The 14,086-nt window shown below is 63.6% G+C and carries 15 protein-coding genes; 11 read left to right on the forward strand and 4 right to left on the reverse strand.

Features of this window, described 5'->3' with window-relative positions; genetic code table 11:
* Window positions 1–69 precede the first annotated feature (69 nt).
* On the forward strand, window positions 70–399 hold the full coding sequence (locus E8Q40_RS13410) for a PsiF family protein (protein WP_137045029.1): 330 nt from the start codon (window positions 70–72) through the stop codon (window positions 397–399).
* A gap of 84 nt (window positions 400–483) precedes the next feature.
* Here the strand turns inward: E8Q40_RS13410 and E8Q40_RS13415 are convergent, their stop codons facing one another.
* Window positions 484–1,506: a S1C family serine protease gene (locus E8Q40_RS13415; RefSeq protein ID WP_137045030.1), complete on the reverse strand. Its 1,023-nt coding sequence runs from the start codon at window positions 1,504–1,506 to the stop codon at window positions 484–486.
* A gap of 236 nt (window positions 1,507–1,742) precedes the next feature.
* On the opposite strand from E8Q40_RS13415, the gene E8Q40_RS13420 reads away from it, so the two are divergent.
* From E8Q40_RS13420 to E8Q40_RS13440, 5 genes are all read left to right on the forward strand, one after another.
* Window positions 1,743–3,467 carry a methyl-accepting chemotaxis protein gene (locus tag E8Q40_RS13420; protein WP_168197833.1) on the forward strand — a complete coding sequence of 575 codons (1,725 nt, stop codon included), beginning with the start codon at window positions 1,743–1,745 and terminating at the stop codon, window positions 3,465–3,467.
* Window positions 3,468–3,581: 114 nt separating this feature from the next.
* Window positions 3,582–3,986 (forward strand): hypothetical protein, encoded by a 405-nt coding sequence (locus E8Q40_RS13425; RefSeq protein ID WP_137045032.1) that lies wholly within the window; start codon window positions 3,582–3,584, stop codon window positions 3,984–3,986.
* 245 nt (window positions 3,987–4,231) lie between these two features.
* Complete coding sequence (locus E8Q40_RS13430; protein WP_246662835.1) at window positions 4,232–5,089, forward strand: isochorismatase family protein; 858 nt, start codon at window positions 4,232–4,234, stop codon at window positions 5,087–5,089.
* Window positions 5,090–5,169: 80 nt separating this feature from the next.
* Window positions 5,170–5,814 (forward strand): helix-turn-helix domain-containing protein, encoded by a 645-nt coding sequence (locus E8Q40_RS13435; protein ID WP_246662836.1) that lies wholly within the window; start codon window positions 5,170–5,172, stop codon window positions 5,812–5,814.
* A gap of 14 nt (window positions 5,815–5,828) precedes the next feature.
* Window positions 5,829–6,338 (forward strand): GNAT family N-acetyltransferase, encoded by a 510-nt coding sequence (locus E8Q40_RS13440; RefSeq protein ID WP_137045033.1) that lies wholly within the window; start codon window positions 5,829–5,831, stop codon window positions 6,336–6,338.
* A gap of 17 nt (window positions 6,339–6,355) precedes the next feature.
* On the opposite strand, the gene E8Q40_RS13445 is transcribed toward E8Q40_RS13440, so the two are convergent.
* A complete protein-coding gene (locus E8Q40_RS13445) occupies window positions 6,356–6,982 on the reverse strand; it encodes a YitT family protein (protein WP_137045034.1) in 627 nt (208 codons plus the stop codon).
* A gap of 134 nt (window positions 6,983–7,116) precedes the next feature.
* Between E8Q40_RS13445 and E8Q40_RS13450 the strand changes: the two genes are divergently transcribed.
* The gene (locus E8Q40_RS13450; RefSeq protein WP_137045035.1) at window positions 7,117–7,563 is read left to right on the forward strand and encodes a hypothetical protein; all 447 of its coding nucleotides are present in this window, start codon (window positions 7,117–7,119) and stop codon (window positions 7,561–7,563) included.
* A gap of 36 nt (window positions 7,564–7,599) precedes the next feature.
* Window positions 7,600–7,857 (forward strand): RDD family protein, encoded by a 258-nt coding sequence (locus E8Q40_RS13455; protein WP_137045036.1) that lies wholly within the window; start codon window positions 7,600–7,602, stop codon window positions 7,855–7,857.
* A gap of 8 nt (window positions 7,858–7,865) precedes the next feature.
* On the opposite strand, the gene E8Q40_RS13460 is transcribed toward E8Q40_RS13455, so the two are convergent.
* Entirely contained in the window at window positions 7,866–9,083 is a 1,218-nt protein-coding gene (locus E8Q40_RS13460; protein WP_137045037.1) for a polyhydroxyalkanoate depolymerase, read from the reverse strand.
* Between the two features lie 225 nt (window positions 9,084–9,308).
* Here E8Q40_RS13460 and E8Q40_RS13465 point away from each other — a divergent pair, with 225 nt between their 5' ends.
* Window positions 9,309–9,980: a glutathione S-transferase family protein gene (locus tag E8Q40_RS13465; RefSeq protein ID WP_137045038.1), complete on the forward strand. Its 672-nt coding sequence runs from the start codon at window positions 9,309–9,311 to the stop codon at window positions 9,978–9,980.
* Between the two features lie 107 nt (window positions 9,981–10,087).
* Window positions 10,088–11,236, forward strand: coding sequence for a class C beta-lactamase (gene ampC, locus E8Q40_RS13470; RefSeq protein ID WP_137045039.1), 1,149 nt, complete (start codon window positions 10,088–10,090; stop codon window positions 11,234–11,236).
* Between the two features lie 6 nt (window positions 11,237–11,242).
* On the opposite strand, the gene E8Q40_RS13475 is transcribed toward ampC, so the two are convergent.
* Window positions 11,243–12,415, reverse strand: coding sequence for a pyridoxal phosphate-dependent aminotransferase (locus tag E8Q40_RS13475; RefSeq protein WP_137045040.1), 1,173 nt, complete (start codon window positions 12,413–12,415; stop codon window positions 11,243–11,245).
* Window positions 12,416–12,655: 240 nt separating this feature from the next.
* On the opposite strand from E8Q40_RS13475, the gene E8Q40_RS13480 reads away from it, so the two are divergent.
* Entirely contained in the window at window positions 12,656–14,086 is a 1,431-nt protein-coding gene (locus tag E8Q40_RS13480; protein WP_137045041.1) for a M48 family metalloprotease, read from the forward strand.

The following is a 14,086-nucleotide window of genomic DNA, read 5'->3' on the forward strand; positions in this document are numbered from 1 at the left end:
CCGCCGAAAGCGTGCTATACTGATATTGGTCCACGCGCAGCGTGGAGCCTGAGCCGAAGGACGACGCCCATGTCGAAGAGCTTGTCGAAGAGCTTGCCGCAGACGAAGATTGCTATGCTCGCACTGATGAGCGTCCTGCCGCTGGCTCTGGCTGCCCAGCCGGCGGCCGCCGCGACGAAGCAGGAAAAGATGGAAACCTGCAAGGTCGGCGCCGACCACGACAATCTCACGGGCGCCAAGCGCGATGCCTTCATGAAGAAGTGCATGGGCGCCGGCAATTACGAGCCGAAGGCGCGCCAGGATGCACTCAAGCAGGCGAAGTCGAAGAAGCCGGCGGCAACGCCGGCCGCTGCCCCTGCTCCAGCCGCTGACGACCAGCCGGAAGAGAAGGCGCAGTAATTGCACCTGTAGCCCGGATGTAGCGTAGCGAAATCCGGGACTGGTTGGCCCCGCATTCCGCTTCGCTTCATGCGGGCTACTAAGCTAAGCCGCCTTCACCGCCGGCCGTTCGGTCGGCGTGACGTCGAAGCTCCGCAATTGTCCGCGCCGCAGCGCGTCGAACGTTACCGGCCGCCCGATGCGCTCGCCATTCAAGATGCGGATCAGATCGTCGACGCCAGTCACCGCTTCGCCATCGACCCGCACAATAGTATCGAACGACATCAGCCCTGCCTGCGCAGCCGGCCCGCCTTGCTCGAGGCCCGAGATCATCGCGCCCGTGCGGTTTTCGATCTCCGCATTGCGCGCATGCCGCCGCGGCACTTCCACAGTCTGCCCAGAGACTCCGATATAACCGCGCCGCACGCGGCCGTGCTGAATCAGTTCCGACAACACGAACTGCGCGGTGTTGGCGGCAACGGCAAAACAGATGCCCTGCGCGCCTCGGATCACCGCGGTGTTGATGCCGATCACCTCGCCGCGCGACGACACCAGCGGTCCGCCGGAATTGCCGGGATTGAGCGCGGCGTCGGTCTGGATGACGTCCTCGATCAGCCGCCCATTGCGCGCGCGTAAGGAGCGGCCGAGGGCCGAGATGACACCGGCGGTCACCGTCGATTCAAAGCCAAGCGGATTGCCGATGGCGACGACGAGCTGGCCGCGCCGCAGCGATTTGGAATCGCCGAGCATGGCATGCGGCAGGTCGCGCACTGCGCCGGCGCGGAGCAGCGCAAGATCGGTGTCGGGATCGACGCCGATGGCGCGTGCTTCCATGACGCGGCCTTCGGTATCGAGCAGGCGAATCTCCCTGGCGCCTTCGACGACGTGGCAGTTGGTGAGCACCAGTCCATCGGGGGCGATGGTGACGCCGGAGCCGGTGCCACCAGGGCGATTGCCGGCCGCGCGTGTTTCGACGCGCAGTACGGCTGGCCCGACGGTGTCAGCGACGGACATCACCGCCTGCGAATAGGCGTCGAGAATTTCGGTGTCTGTATGCAGCGCGAGGGCGGCCGCAGCCGCACCCGCGCCGTCGTCTTCCTCTGAGGAAGGAGGCGTGAAGTCGAGCATGTTCGGTTTCTTGTGGTGACGATTGAAAGCGAATGTAGGTATCCGCTTCGCCATTGGAAGGGAGCCACCAGAGAGCCGCGAGGTTATGCGGCCGGGTGACTCAACAAGCGTCAAAACGCCGCGAAACTAGGCTGCAAAGGACGAATTAAGCCGAAATTAACCATCCTGCCTAATCCTGTACCACCATGCTAGGGATGAGGCTCAAGGCGCCATCGCAGACGCGAGACGGTCAGATTTTGTCTGACGTCTCCGTGCCGGCCGCCGAGTCCCTCACTCGCATTTCCGAAAATGACGCAGCGACAGCCGCCCTCGCCGCTTCGGTGCGCGAGACCATCGACCTGATCGAACTCGACCTTGGCGCCATGATCCGCGAGGTCGCGCAGGCCGCCGAAGCCGTCCATTCCGGCACCAGCTCATCGGCCAAAGCCCTCGCCGCCATCCGCGCCCGCAGCGAAGACCTCGCCACCCAGTCTCAAGACGCCAGGCGCGATGCTGGTCAGGTGGCCGAGGCCACCGTCGAACTGGCTCAATCGGCCGGCGAGATCGATCAGCGGGTCAAGGCCGCCGGCGCGCTCACCGATGATGCCGAGACCGCAGCCAGCGCCGCCAACAAAAGCGTCGACGAACTCAAGTCGTCGATCGGCGACATCGGCAAGGTCGTCAATCTCATCGCCAATGTCGCGCGCCAGACCAATCTGCTGGCGCTCAACGCCACCATCGAGGCGGCGCGCGCCGGCGCCGCGGGCCGCGGCTTCGCCGTCGTCGCCGCCGAGGTGAAGGAACTTTCGGTGCGCACGCAGGCCGCCACCGAGGACATCACCCGCAAGATCGATACGCTGCAGAAAGCTGCCGCCACCTCGATCGCGGCTGTGCATCGCATTTCGGATGCGACCAAAGCCGTGCGGCCGGTGTTCTCCTCGATTGCCGAGGCGGTACAGGCCCAGGTCACGACCACCGACGGCCTGTCGCGCAACGCCAGCGAGACATCGTCCTTCATCGGCGCGGTCGCGGACGGCGCGGGCGAAATTCGTCAGGCTGCTGCCGATGCCACCGCCCATGGCGACGCCGTCGATCGCTCCGGCCGCGAAGCCGGCCATCTCGCCGAGAAACTGAAGACTCGCTGCGTCATCTTCCTCCGCCTCACGGATATCGGCGACCGCCGCCAGCACGAGCGCCTGCCCTGCGAGCTCGACGTCTCGCTCGACGTTAACGGCACGATCTTGCGCGGACAGACCGCCGACATCTCCGAAGGCGGGCTTCTGGTGCGGCTGCGTGAGCCGAGCCAACTGCGCACCGGCGCCACGCTGAATGCGGAGATCGCCGGCATCGGCCCATGCGAACTCCATCTGGTCAATCAGTCCAATCTCGGCCTGCACCTGCAGTTCGGTCCGTTGGCGCCCGACACCAAAGCCAATCTCGACGGCCGCCTCGCCGCCATTCGTGAAGCCAACAAGGAATTCATCGCCCGCGCCATCGGCGCCGCTGACCGCATCTCAGCGCTGTTCGAGGACGCGGTGAACGCCGGCCAGATCGCGCTCGACGATCTGTTCGACAATCATTATGTGCCGATCCCCGGCACCAATCCGCAGCAATACCGCACGCGATTCCTGTCGCTTTGCGAAGCGCTGTTGCCGGCCGTCCAGGAGCCCCTGTTGGCCAGCGATCCACGCCTGGTGTTTTGCGCGGCGGTCGATCGCAACGGCTATCTGCCGGTCCACAACGCTGCCTATGCCCAGCCGCAACGGCCGGACGATCCGCTCTGGAACGCCGCGCACAGCCGCAACCGCCGCATCTTCGACGACCGCGCCGGGCTGTCCGCCGGCCGCGTGGTGCGGCCCTACATTATCCAGAACTACCCGCGCGACATGGGCGACAGGGTCGTGATGATGTGGGAAATCGGCGCGCCGATCCGCGTTTTCGGCAAGAAATGGGGCGGTTTCCGCACCGCCTATACACTTTGACCGGCTCGGCTCCGGCCGCCGGAATTCCATAAAATTTGACGCAAGTTCTTCAAGCGATTGCAAGTCCGCAGGCCTAACGTCCAAGGCTAACGCCGGTTTACCCGGCTGCCTGGAATGGCCATGTACAAAAGCCGCCTGCTGCGAGCCCAAGAACGCAAGCAACTCCGCGCGACCGACGTCATTCGTCTCGCCGCCGGCGCCGCGCTGCTCACGGGCGTGCTGGCGGTACTGGTCTTCGTCGCGCCGCGTCTCAAGCCGGCGCAAATCGAACTGTCACCGGAACAGATCGCCGAGAACGCCCGCCAGGCAACGCTGAAGGCGGCGCTGGCACACCGGGAGGGCACGATCCTCTTTGTCGATCCGGAGATGTGTTACGAGCACAGCTTCGACAACTGGACCGGCGCCATCGCGTACAAGGAACAAATCGACTGCGACGCCCGGCTCGCCAAGTTGCGCAAGTCGGAAACCGAACGGTCCGCCGAACGCGTGCGCAGCGTCGTCGAAGGTTTCCGCCGCTAGTGAATGCGTCAGATGACCTAACGGCATCTACTAAGACATAACCGCCCTGCGCCCCGGCGTTCGATCCGCGCCGTTCCCTGGGCCGATGCTGCTCGGCAACACCAAAACACCTTGAGACGCATACGCGCCCGCCGGATACAGGTTCGGCAGGCCTTTTGGTTTTTGAATTCCGGCCAGCACGCGGCAGCTATCTAATATATTGAACGAAATCGTCGTCTCCTTGGTCCCCCGATTGCATCAACCGAATGGCGTTTGATGCGGCGCGCGCACCCGGCCACCGCTCAAAACGAAAATTGCAATCTGAACTAAGGAGTCGCTCCATGAACCTATCGTCGCCTACCCGTCGCGATGCCGTTGCCGGTATCGCCGCCCTCGCTGTCGCTTCCGCAGCGTCATCGGCCGACAAAGCATCAGCCGCTCCGATTGGCGGCATTCACGCCATTCCGGAGCTTGCACCGCAGTGGAAGAAACTCGATCTGGCTGAAATTCTATCTCGTCCGGCCGCATTCATGTCGGTCAGTCAAGTCAATTCGCTCTACGAGCCGTGGGGCGCCCAGGCGGCGGAAAAACACCGCGATCGCGGCAGCCTTCCTGCCACCGTGAAAGTCGCCAAAGCCGCCCGTGCTGCGAAGAACTTCGTTTCCTTCAACTGGATCGGCTACGAGGTTTTCCGCGAATCCTATCCGCAGTCCGATTTCGACCGTGTGCAATTTGCAAGCTGGGTCGAGGGGCTGAATTTCACGCCGGAGATGAAGAAGAAGGACAACGAGCTGGTCGCCGAGCTGCGCGCACTCGTTCAGTCCGGCGACAATGAATTCAACGAACTCGCGCTTCAAACCGCTTTCACTGGCACGCAGCTTCCTCTCGTCCTTTCTCGCAAGCGGATCGAAGTGATCGTGCTCACCGGCATTCACCTCGACTGGTGCATCGAAGGCAATGCGCGAGCGGCGCGTGACGCCGGCTATCTGCCCATCGTTATCGGCGATGCTTGCGCCTGCCAGACGCCCGAGCAGGAAGCGGCGGCCATGCAGAGAATAAACGACTTCTTCGCGCCGGTGATATCGGCCGACACGTTCGTTCAATTACTCAAAAAGCGGGCGTAAACTGGCCTCGGGCCGCGGGCGGTCCCGCGGCCCAATCCTTGCGTCACCCCCTGACCCCCCACGAAAACAGGCAGGCTCCCGTGCCCCGACAACTGAACAGGAGTAGCGTTACAAGGATATCCCAAGCGCGCGAGGCGCCGCGTTTTGACAGACCGGCCGCGCAGGATGCAGCCTCGCTCGACAAAGCCATCGGTGCACGGCTTAAAACGCTGCGCATCTCGGCGGGATTGAGCCTTGACGAACTCTCGAAACGCGCGAACGTCAGCAAAGCCATGCTTTCGCGCATCGAACGCGCCGAAAGCAGTGCGACCGCCAACCTCCTGGGCCGGATATGTTCGGCCCTTGGCGTAACGCTCAGCTCGATCATAGCGCTCGGAGAATCCGGCCCCGGCCGTATCGTATGCCGCGCCGATCAACCGGTCTGGCGGGATCCTGAGACCGGCTACAAGCGTCGCCACGCATCGCCGCCGGGCGCACCCAGTGGCATCGAAATCATCGTCGTCGATTTGCCGGCGGAAACTCGCGTTCCCTACAGCCCCTGGGGCGAGACCGCCTACTCGCAGCAACTGCTGATGTTGAGCGGGAAAATCCGCCTCTGGATCGACGATACCCCGCACATCCTATCGGAAGGCGACAGCGCCGATTTCGACGTCCAACGTCCGCTTGTTTTCGAAAACTCGTTTGAAGCTCCGGCGCAATACGTCCTCTTCATCCGGCAACGATAATAGGAACTGAGATCATGATCATCCGCGATGCGGCTCCCGGCGATCTGCCGGCCATTCTGGCCATCTATAACGACGTCGTCGCGACTTCGACTGCGATCTACGAGTTCGATCCGGTGACGCTGGAAAGCCGCGTTGCCTGGCTCGAAGCACGGCGCGCCGACGGCTATCCGGTCATGGTGGCCGCCGATGGGGACGAGGTTCTGGGCTACGCGTCATTCGGTGCCTTCCGCGCCTGGCCGGGCTATCAGCACACCGTCGAGCATTCCGTTCACATCCGCGCCGACCAGCACCGCCGAGGCCTTGGTCGTGCGCTGGTCGAAAGCCTGCTGCCGATCGCGAAAGGGCTCGGCAAGCATGTCATCGTCGCCGGTATCGACGCCGACAACGAGCCCTCACGGCGCTTGCACGCCGCGCTCGGATTCGAGGAAGTTGGCCATTTCCGCCAGATCGGCCATAAATTCGGCCGCTGGCTCGATCTCGTCTTCATGCAGCGTCTTCTGGATGAACGGAAAACGCCAGGGTAAATGCGGCACCGTCGTCGTTACGGCGCCGACCAGGCGACGTAACGGTCGCGTCGGTGGTTCATCCAGATAACCATGTTGAGCGCGGAGACGCCGATCACCGAAGCGACCAGCGCCAGCGGCGTGACGATGAAAAACGACGCGGCGAGAATGACGAGATCGATGGCTAGCTGCAGCTTGCCGGCGCGGAGGCCGTAATGGTCCTGCACGTAGAGCGCCAGAATATTGACACCGCCAAGACTCGCCTGATGGCGGAACAGCACGATGAATCCGACGCCCATCAAGAGTCCGCCGAACACCGCCACATAAAACGGATTGGTGTCCGCCATGCGGATGAAGTGTGCATGCATCTCGGTGAAGCCCGATGTCAGCGCCACCGCGATAAAGGTCTTCACCGTGAAACGCCAGCCCATGCGCAGGAACGCGAGAACATAGAACGGCAGATTGATGACGAAGAATGCAGCGCCGAACGGCAGCCCCGTCGTATAGAACACCAGAAACGCAAGCCCGGCCGTGCTGCCGGTCAGCAGCCCGGCGAGCTTGAATAGCGCCAGCGCGAACGAGACGAACAGGCTGCCGATGACGATCGCCAGCGCGTCCTCGTAGACGCTGTGGCGCGGCGCTTCGCTTTGGATGGCGGCTGTCATGGGAGGGAAGTTCGCATCGGGCTATAAAGAGGTATCGGTACGTTATTGCTTCTAACGAAGCGATTGATCTAGCGCAAAGCTGCGCCACTGCACTGTTGCATCCTGCGGGGCACGTCCGTGATGCGGAGGGACCGATGCGTGCCCGTATCATCCTTGCCTTGCTCGGCGCCCTGCTTTGGGCTGGCTCGGCTATGGCCGAACCGGCCATGCCGAGCGAGGCCGTACAGGAAAAGCTGATCAAGACCTGCCTGCTGACCCTCAACGACGCCAATATCACCGGCAACTACACCGTTCTCCATGCCAAGCTGGCCAAGCCGTTCCGCACGCAGTTCAGCCCCGACAAGTTGAAACAGGGCTTCAGCACCTTCGCCGAGAAACAGATCGACCTGTCGATCATCGCCATCAAGACACCCGTCGCCGCCACGCCGACGAAGATCGACAACCGCGGCGTCCTGCAACTGCGCGGCTATTTCGAAACGCAACCGAGCCGCGTCCATTATGAACTCGACTTTCTCGTCTCCGAAGAAGAGTGGAAACCGCTTTCCATCAACGTCCGGGTGAGGCCGGCATCCGAGAACTAGCCGCGCCGCACTCATTTCACGCACAGGCCCATTGCCATGACACAGCCCGAAGTCGCACCGATCAAGCAGGCTTCGACCGCCCGCAAGGTCTTCGCAGCGATCCTCGATTTCTTCTTCATCTTCATCGTCGGCGGCTACGTGGTTGCCCGCTTCACCGGCGGCACCACCGACGGAGGCTTCGAACTTCAGGGGATGCCGGCCTTCGCGCTGTTCGGCATCGTCATCCTGTATTTCATCGTGTTCTCGCGCTTCCTCGGCGGCACGCTGTTCCAGCGCCTGCTCGGGGTGCGTTAGAGAAGACGTCAATCGCTCTGCAGAATGACGTTCTTGACCTGCGGATAGATCTGGTTCTGCCAGCTCTTGCCAGAGAAGACGCCATAGTGGCCGACGCCCGCCTGCATGTGGTGTCGCTTGCGATAGGGGCGCAGCGACGTGCACAGATCGTGCGCCGCGAGCGTCTGGCCGACCGCGCAGATATCGTCGCGTTCGCCCTCGACCGTGAACAGCGTGGTGCGCTTGATCGCGGCCGGCTCGACCTTCTGGCCCTGATAGGTCAACTGGCCGAGCGGCAGCGTGTGCTCCTGGAACACCAGTTGCACGGTCTCCAGATAGAACTCGGCGGCCAGATCGAGCACGGCGAAATATTCGTCGTAGAACGCCTTGGTCTGCTCGGCCTTCTCGATATTGCCTTTGGCGATGTTCTCGTAAAGCTCGCGATGCGCTTTCACGTGCCGGTCCATGTTCATCGACATGAAGGCCATGAGCTGCACGAAGCCCGGATAGACCCGCCTGCCCGCGCCGGCATAACGCGACGGCACGGTGGCGATCATGTTCTTCTCGAACCAGTCGATCGGCTTGCCCTTGGCCAGTTCGTTGACCTTGGTCGGCTGGACGCGGGTATCGATCGGCCCGGCCATCAATGTCATCGAGCGCGGCTGCGCGGGGTGATTGCCCTGTGCCATCACGCTCGCAGCGACCAGCGCCGACACACAGGGCTGGCACACCGCGACCATATGCGCGCCCGGCCCGATCTTCTCGAGAAAGCGGATCAGATGCGTCGTGTAGTCCTCAAAGCCGAAACGGCCGGCAGAGAGAGGCACGTCACGTGCGTTGTGCCAGTCGGTGATGTAAACGTCATGCTCGGACAGCATGGTGCGCACGGTGGCGCGCAGCAGCGTCGCGAAATGCCCGGACAACGGCGCGATGATCAGGACGCGAGGCTGGGCCTGATCGATGTTCTTCTTGAAATGCAGCAGCGTGCCGAACGGCGTGACGTCGGCTGCTTCTTCGGTGATCGCGACTTCCTGATTGCCGACCGTGACGCTGTCGATGCCGTAGCTCGGCCGCGAGTGTGTCAATGTGGCGCGCGCAATCAGCTCGTAACCGGCGCCGAGATTGCCCCAGAACGACGGCCTCGGCGCGCCGTTGAGTTGCGTCCCAACGGTGTCTGCGGCCATGGCTGCGAACTTGCGCAGCGGATCGAAGAAATCCGATTGCGTTTGGTAGGTCTGATAGAGCATCCAATCCCCGGAGGACCCCGGCGAGCCCTCGATTATCAACGCTAGTTGATTTGATGCTGCGCTGCGAGATATTTCTTGGCAAGGGCGGATTGAGCCCGGTACCAGCCGCCATGGGGACAATTCTCGTTTGCGGCCCGCAGTTTGGCGCGGAAACGATTGATTAGTCTGAACTTTCGTCTAAGCTGACGGGGCCGGGCTGCCTATCGATGAGGACACCGTATTCCCATGGATTCGTTCGCCCCCGCGAAAGCCACCCTCACCATCGCCAGCAAGAACTACGGTTCGTGGTCGATGCGCGGCTGGTTGTTGTGCAAATTCGCCGGGCTCGATTTCGATGAGCAGCCGGTCGCCAGCGACGATCCTTCGACGCGCGCCGAACTCCTGCTGCTGTCGCCCTCTTTCCTCGTTCCGGCGCTGACTCATGACGGCGTCAAGATCTGGGATACGCTGGCGATCGCCGAATATCTCAGCGAGAACGTGCCGAACTGCACCCTGCTCCCGGCCGATCGCGCCGCGCGTGCGCATTGCCGCTCGGTCAGCGGCGAGATGCATTCCGGCTTCACAAATTTGCGCTCGGCGCTGCCAATGAATCTGAAGGCGCGCCACCCCGGCTTCAAGGTCTGGGTCGGTGCGCAGGCCGACATCGAGCGCGTCATCTCGATCTGGCGTGAGTGCCTTGCCAAGAGCAAGGGCCCGTATCTTTTTGGCGGCACGCCGACCATGGCGGACGCCATGTTCGCGCCGGTGGTGACGCGCTTCATTACTTACGACGTCAAGCTCGATTCCGATTGCGCGGCCTATTGCCAGGCGATCATGGACCTGCCGGCGGTGAAGGAATGGGTCGACGGCGCGCTGGCCGAACCGGACGAAGTGGTCGAGCTTGACGTCGAGTTCTGAGCCTCGCCTCGTTCTCCGCTGTCACGTCGCGCTGCCGCCACAATAGCGATACGTGATCGTGGCCTGCGTCATCGGAACGAGGAAGCGCCTTGAAATTCGCCGCGACAATGACGGCCGTCTTGGCCGTCATGACAATCGCCTCGTCATCCGCCGCCCTTCGCGCCGCCGAGGCGCCCGAGAAACTCACCGCGACAGTCGAGCGCACTGTCTCTCCGCTGCTCGCCCAGCATGACGTGCCGGGCATCGCCGTTGGCGTAACAGCCGGTGGCCAACAGTATTTCTTCAGCTACGGAGTAGCTTCAAGGGAAGCGCAGACGCCGGTGACGAAGAACACGCTGTTCGAGATCGGCTCGATCAGCAAGACCTTCGCCGCGACGCTCGTCACTTACGGTGCGGCGACCGGCAGGCTGTCGCCCGGCGACCATCCCGGCAAATACATGCCCGCGCTCAAAGGGACGGCGATCGACAAAGCGACCCTGCTTCATCTCGGCACCTACACTGCCGGGGGCCTGCCGCTGCTGTTTTCCGCCAAGATCAAGTCCGAGGCTGAGGCGATTGCGTTCCTGCGAAAGTGGAAGCCATCGGCCGCGCCGGGCGCGCAGCGGCGCTACTCAAATCCCAGCATCGGGCTGTTCGGCCACGTCGCGGCGCTGGCGATGAAGGGCGACTATGCCGAGCTCCTCGAAGCAGAGATTTTGCCGAAGCTCGGCCTCGCGCACACCTTCATCCGCGTGCCGCAATCGGCGATGGCCGACCATGCGCAAGGTTACGACCGCGCCAACCAGCCTGTGCGTGCCGGCTCGGCGCCGTTCGCGGACCCAGCCTACGGCATCAAAAGTTCGGCCGCCGACATGATCCGCTATCTTGAGATCAACATGCGGCCCGAGGCGCTCGAACCGTCGATGCGCCGCGCCATCGACGACACACATGTCGGCTACTTCAAGGTCGACCCCATCGTGCAGGGCCTTGGCTGGGAGCAATACCCCTACCCGGTGCCGCTGGAACGTTTGCTCGCCGGCAACAGCGACAACATGGTGTTCGGCCCGAACGCAGCCACGGCACTCAAGCCACCGCGCGCGCCCACCGGCGCAACCCTGTTCAACAAGACCGGCTCGACGCGCGGCTTCGGCGCCTATGCCGCCTTCGTGCCGGCCATGAAGATCGGCGTCGTCATTCTCTCGAACCGGAACATGCCGACACCGGCGCGTATCACGGCGGCCCATGCCATCCTCGCCGCTATCGCCCCCGCGCAATAACGGCGCTCAGCCCTTGAGCCAGTTGCCAATCCGCTTCACCGCCTCGTGCATCTCGGGCGTCGAACCGGCGTAACAGAACCGCAGATAATTGTGGCCGTTGACCGGATCGAAATCGATGCCCGGCGTCGCCGCCACATTGGCCTCGTTCAGCATGCGCTTGGCGAAGTCGAGGCTGTCGTTGGAGAAGCGTGACACGTCGGCATAGAGATAGAAGCCGCCATCGACAGGCAGGAATTTGTCGAGACCCGCTTTCGGTAAGCCGTCGACCAGGACCCGCCGGTTCGCCTCGTAGACGTGCTTGACCGCTTCCATCTCCTCAGCGCCGTCGAACGCAGCCTCCGCCGCGATTTGCGACAGAGCCGGCACCGAGATGGCGAAGTTCTGCTGCAGCCGCTCGACCGAGCGCGTCAATGGCTCCGGCATCACCAGCCAGCCGATGCGCCAGCCGGTCATGCAAAAGTATTTCGAGAACGAATTGATGATCACGGCGTGGTCCGACAGCTTGGCGGCGGTTTCCGCTGCGAAGGCGTAATCGAGGCCGTGATAGATCTCGTCGGAGATCACCTTGATGCCTTCGGCTTCCGCCGCGGCGATGAGCTGCGCCAGATGTTCGCGGTCCATCATCGTGCCGGTCGGATTGGCCGGGCTGGCGATCAGGAGGCCGGCGAGCGGCGTCTTGCGGTGCGCGGCGATCAGCGCCTCCGGCGACATGACCCAGCGCGTCGCCGCCGAGGTTTCGATCAGCACCGGCTCGCAGCCGAGCGCGGACAGGATGTGGCGGTACGGTGGGTATCCGGGGTTGGCCAGCGCCACTCGGTCCCCCGCTTCGAATAGCGACAGGAAGGCCAGTATGAAGCCGCCGGACGAGCCCGTCGTTACCACCACCCGCGCCGGATCGAGGTCCAGGCCGTAGGTGTCGGCGTAGTGCCGCGCGATGCGGGCGCGCAGCGACGGCATGCCGAGCGCCTCGGTATAGGCAATGCGGCCGGACAGCGCCGCGCGCGCTGCGTCCAACGCTGTCTTCGGCGCCGGCTGGAATGGCTGGCCTACTTCCATATGGACGACGTGCCGCCCCTCCGCCTCGGCCTGCGCCGCCGCCGCCATCACGTCCATCACGATGAAGGGCGGCACCTCGCTGCGCCGAGACGGGAGAATGAGATTTTTCGCCTTGTCGAGCATCGCCTTAAGTCCTGTGGGTGTATTGATCCGCCCCGCTGCTGCCGTATTCGGCGGCTTGCTTGGGATGGAAAGATTTCGCGATGACTCGCGGGTTCAACATCGCCATTTCGTGATGACCGAACGCCGCAAAAGCGCGGTGGCGCCGCGCCAAATCGGCTTACATTGACCCGGTTCGCCCGTGTCTCCTAAGTTCCGCGCCAATCGCCTTAAAGCAGCAATAACGCCAGCGTTTAGAAGACCATGGAATTGACGGGCTTACCTAACAGGACCGCTTCGCTCGCGCCAGCCGCCGGCCGCCGCATCCGGCAGGGCATCGGCCTTCTCACCGCTGCCGCGGTGGCGCTGGCCGGTATCGGATCGGCTGGGTCGCCGGCGACCGCTCAACAACGCGGCGGGGGCGGCCCGACCGTCATTCGCGACGCCGAAATCGAGAACCTGCTGCGAGACTATGCCGCGCCGATCCTGCGCGCCGCCGGTCTCACACAACAGAATGTCCGCGTCGTCGTCCTCAACGATCGCACCTTCAACGCCTTCGTGATGGACGGCCGCCACATCTTCATCAATGCCGGCGCGCTGTTCGACGCCAAGACGCCGAACGAGATCATCGGCGTCTTCGCCCACGAGACCGGCCATCTCGCCGGCGGTCACCTGCTCAAATTGCGCGAGCAACTGGCGCGCGCCCAGACGGCGTCGATCATTGCGCTGCTGCTTGGTGCAGGCGCGGCGGTCGCCGGTGGCGGCAATGCCGGCGCGGCGGCGATCATGGCGCCCCAATCGGCCATCCAGCGCTCGTTCCTTGCTTATGTACGCACGCAGGAAGACCAGGCCGATCATGCCGGCGTCAAGTTTCTCAATGCCTCGCATCAGTCGGCGCGGGGCATGATCGAATTGTTCAAGCGGCTGTCGAACGACGCGCTGTTCAACTCGCGCTATGTCGATCCCTATCTGCAGAGCCACCCGATGCCGCAGGAACGCGTCGCGGCGCTGGAGGCGGTCGCCAGACAGAGCCCCTATTTCGACGTCAAGGACCCACCGGCGCTGCAGGCCCGTCACGACATGATGCGCGCCAAGCTATCGGGCTTCCTCGATCGGCCGGATACGGTGGCGCGGCGCTATCCCATGAGCGACCAGAGCATGCCCGCGCGTTACGCGCGCGCCATCGCCGCCTATCGCCATGCCGATTTGCGCAACGCGCTCGTCCAGATCGACGGCCTCATCCAGGCCCAGCCCGGCAATGCCTATTTCCAGGAGCTCAAAGGCCAGGCCCTGCTCGAAGCCGGCCGCGGCACCGAGGCCGTGGCGCCGCTGCGCCGCGCGGTACAACTGTCGAACAATGCCCCCCTCATCCAGGTGATGCTGGCGCAAGCGCTTATCGGCTCGAACAACCCCGCCAGCGCCGAGGAAGCGGTCGGCCTTCTGAATTCCGCACTGGCGCGCGAGCCAACCATCCCCGAGGCCTACGACCAGCTTGCCATGGCCTATGGCCGCAAGGGCGACCTCGGCCGCGCCGATCTTGCCGCGGCGCAAGCTGCCCTTAACCGGGGCGATTTAAAAACGGCCCGGCAGATCGCCGCCCGCGCCAAGGGGCGTCTGCCGGTCGGCTCGCCCCCATGGGTGCGCGCCAACGACATCACGAACGACAAGCCGCAATCCCGCGATGCCCGCAATTGA

This window comes from Pseudolabrys sp. FHR47 (genome assembly GCF_005153485.1).
Classification (GTDB): Bacteria; Pseudomonadota; Alphaproteobacteria; order Rhizobiales; family Xanthobacteraceae; genus Pseudolabrys.

Coding starts and splice junctions, on each gene's coding strand:
- E8Q40_RS13410 (WP_137045029.1), top strand. CDS start 70: ATGTCGAAGAGCTTGTCGAAGAGCTTGCCGCAGACGAAGATTGCTATG.
- E8Q40_RS13415 (WP_137045030.1), bottom strand. CDS start 1,506: ATGCTCGACTTCACGCCTCCTTCCTCAGAGGAAGACGACGGCGCGGGT.
- E8Q40_RS13425 (WP_137045032.1), top strand. CDS start 3,582: ATGGCCATGTACAAAAGCCGCCTGCTGCGAGCCCAAGAACGCAAGCAA.
- E8Q40_RS13430 (WP_246662835.1), top strand. CDS start 4,232: ATGGCGTTTGATGCGGCGCGCGCACCCGGCCACCGCTCAAAACGAAAA.
- E8Q40_RS13440 (WP_137045033.1), top strand. CDS start 5,829: ATGATCATCCGCGATGCGGCTCCCGGCGATCTGCCGGCCATTCTGGCC.
- E8Q40_RS13445 (WP_137045034.1), bottom strand. CDS start 6,982: ATGACAGCCGCCATCCAAAGCGAAGCGCCGCGCCACAGCGTCTACGAG.
- E8Q40_RS13450 (WP_137045035.1), top strand. CDS start 7,117: ATGCGTGCCCGTATCATCCTTGCCTTGCTCGGCGCCCTGCTTTGGGCT.
- E8Q40_RS13455 (WP_137045036.1), top strand. CDS start 7,600: ATGACACAGCCCGAAGTCGCACCGATCAAGCAGGCTTCGACCGCCCGC.
- E8Q40_RS13460 (WP_137045037.1), bottom strand. CDS start 9,083: ATGCTCTATCAGACCTACCAAACGCAATCGGATTTCTTCGATCCGCTG.
- E8Q40_RS13465 (WP_137045038.1), top strand. CDS start 9,309: ATGGATTCGTTCGCCCCCGCGAAAGCCACCCTCACCATCGCCAGCAAG.
- ampC (WP_137045039.1), top strand. CDS start 10,088: ATGACGGCCGTCTTGGCCGTCATGACAATCGCCTCGTCATCCGCCGCC.
- E8Q40_RS13475 (WP_137045040.1), bottom strand. CDS start 12,415: ATGCTCGACAAGGCGAAAAATCTCATTCTCCCGTCTCGGCGCAGCGAG.
- E8Q40_RS13480 (WP_137045041.1), top strand. CDS start 12,656: ATGGAATTGACGGGCTTACCTAACAGGACCGCTTCGCTCGCGCCAGCC.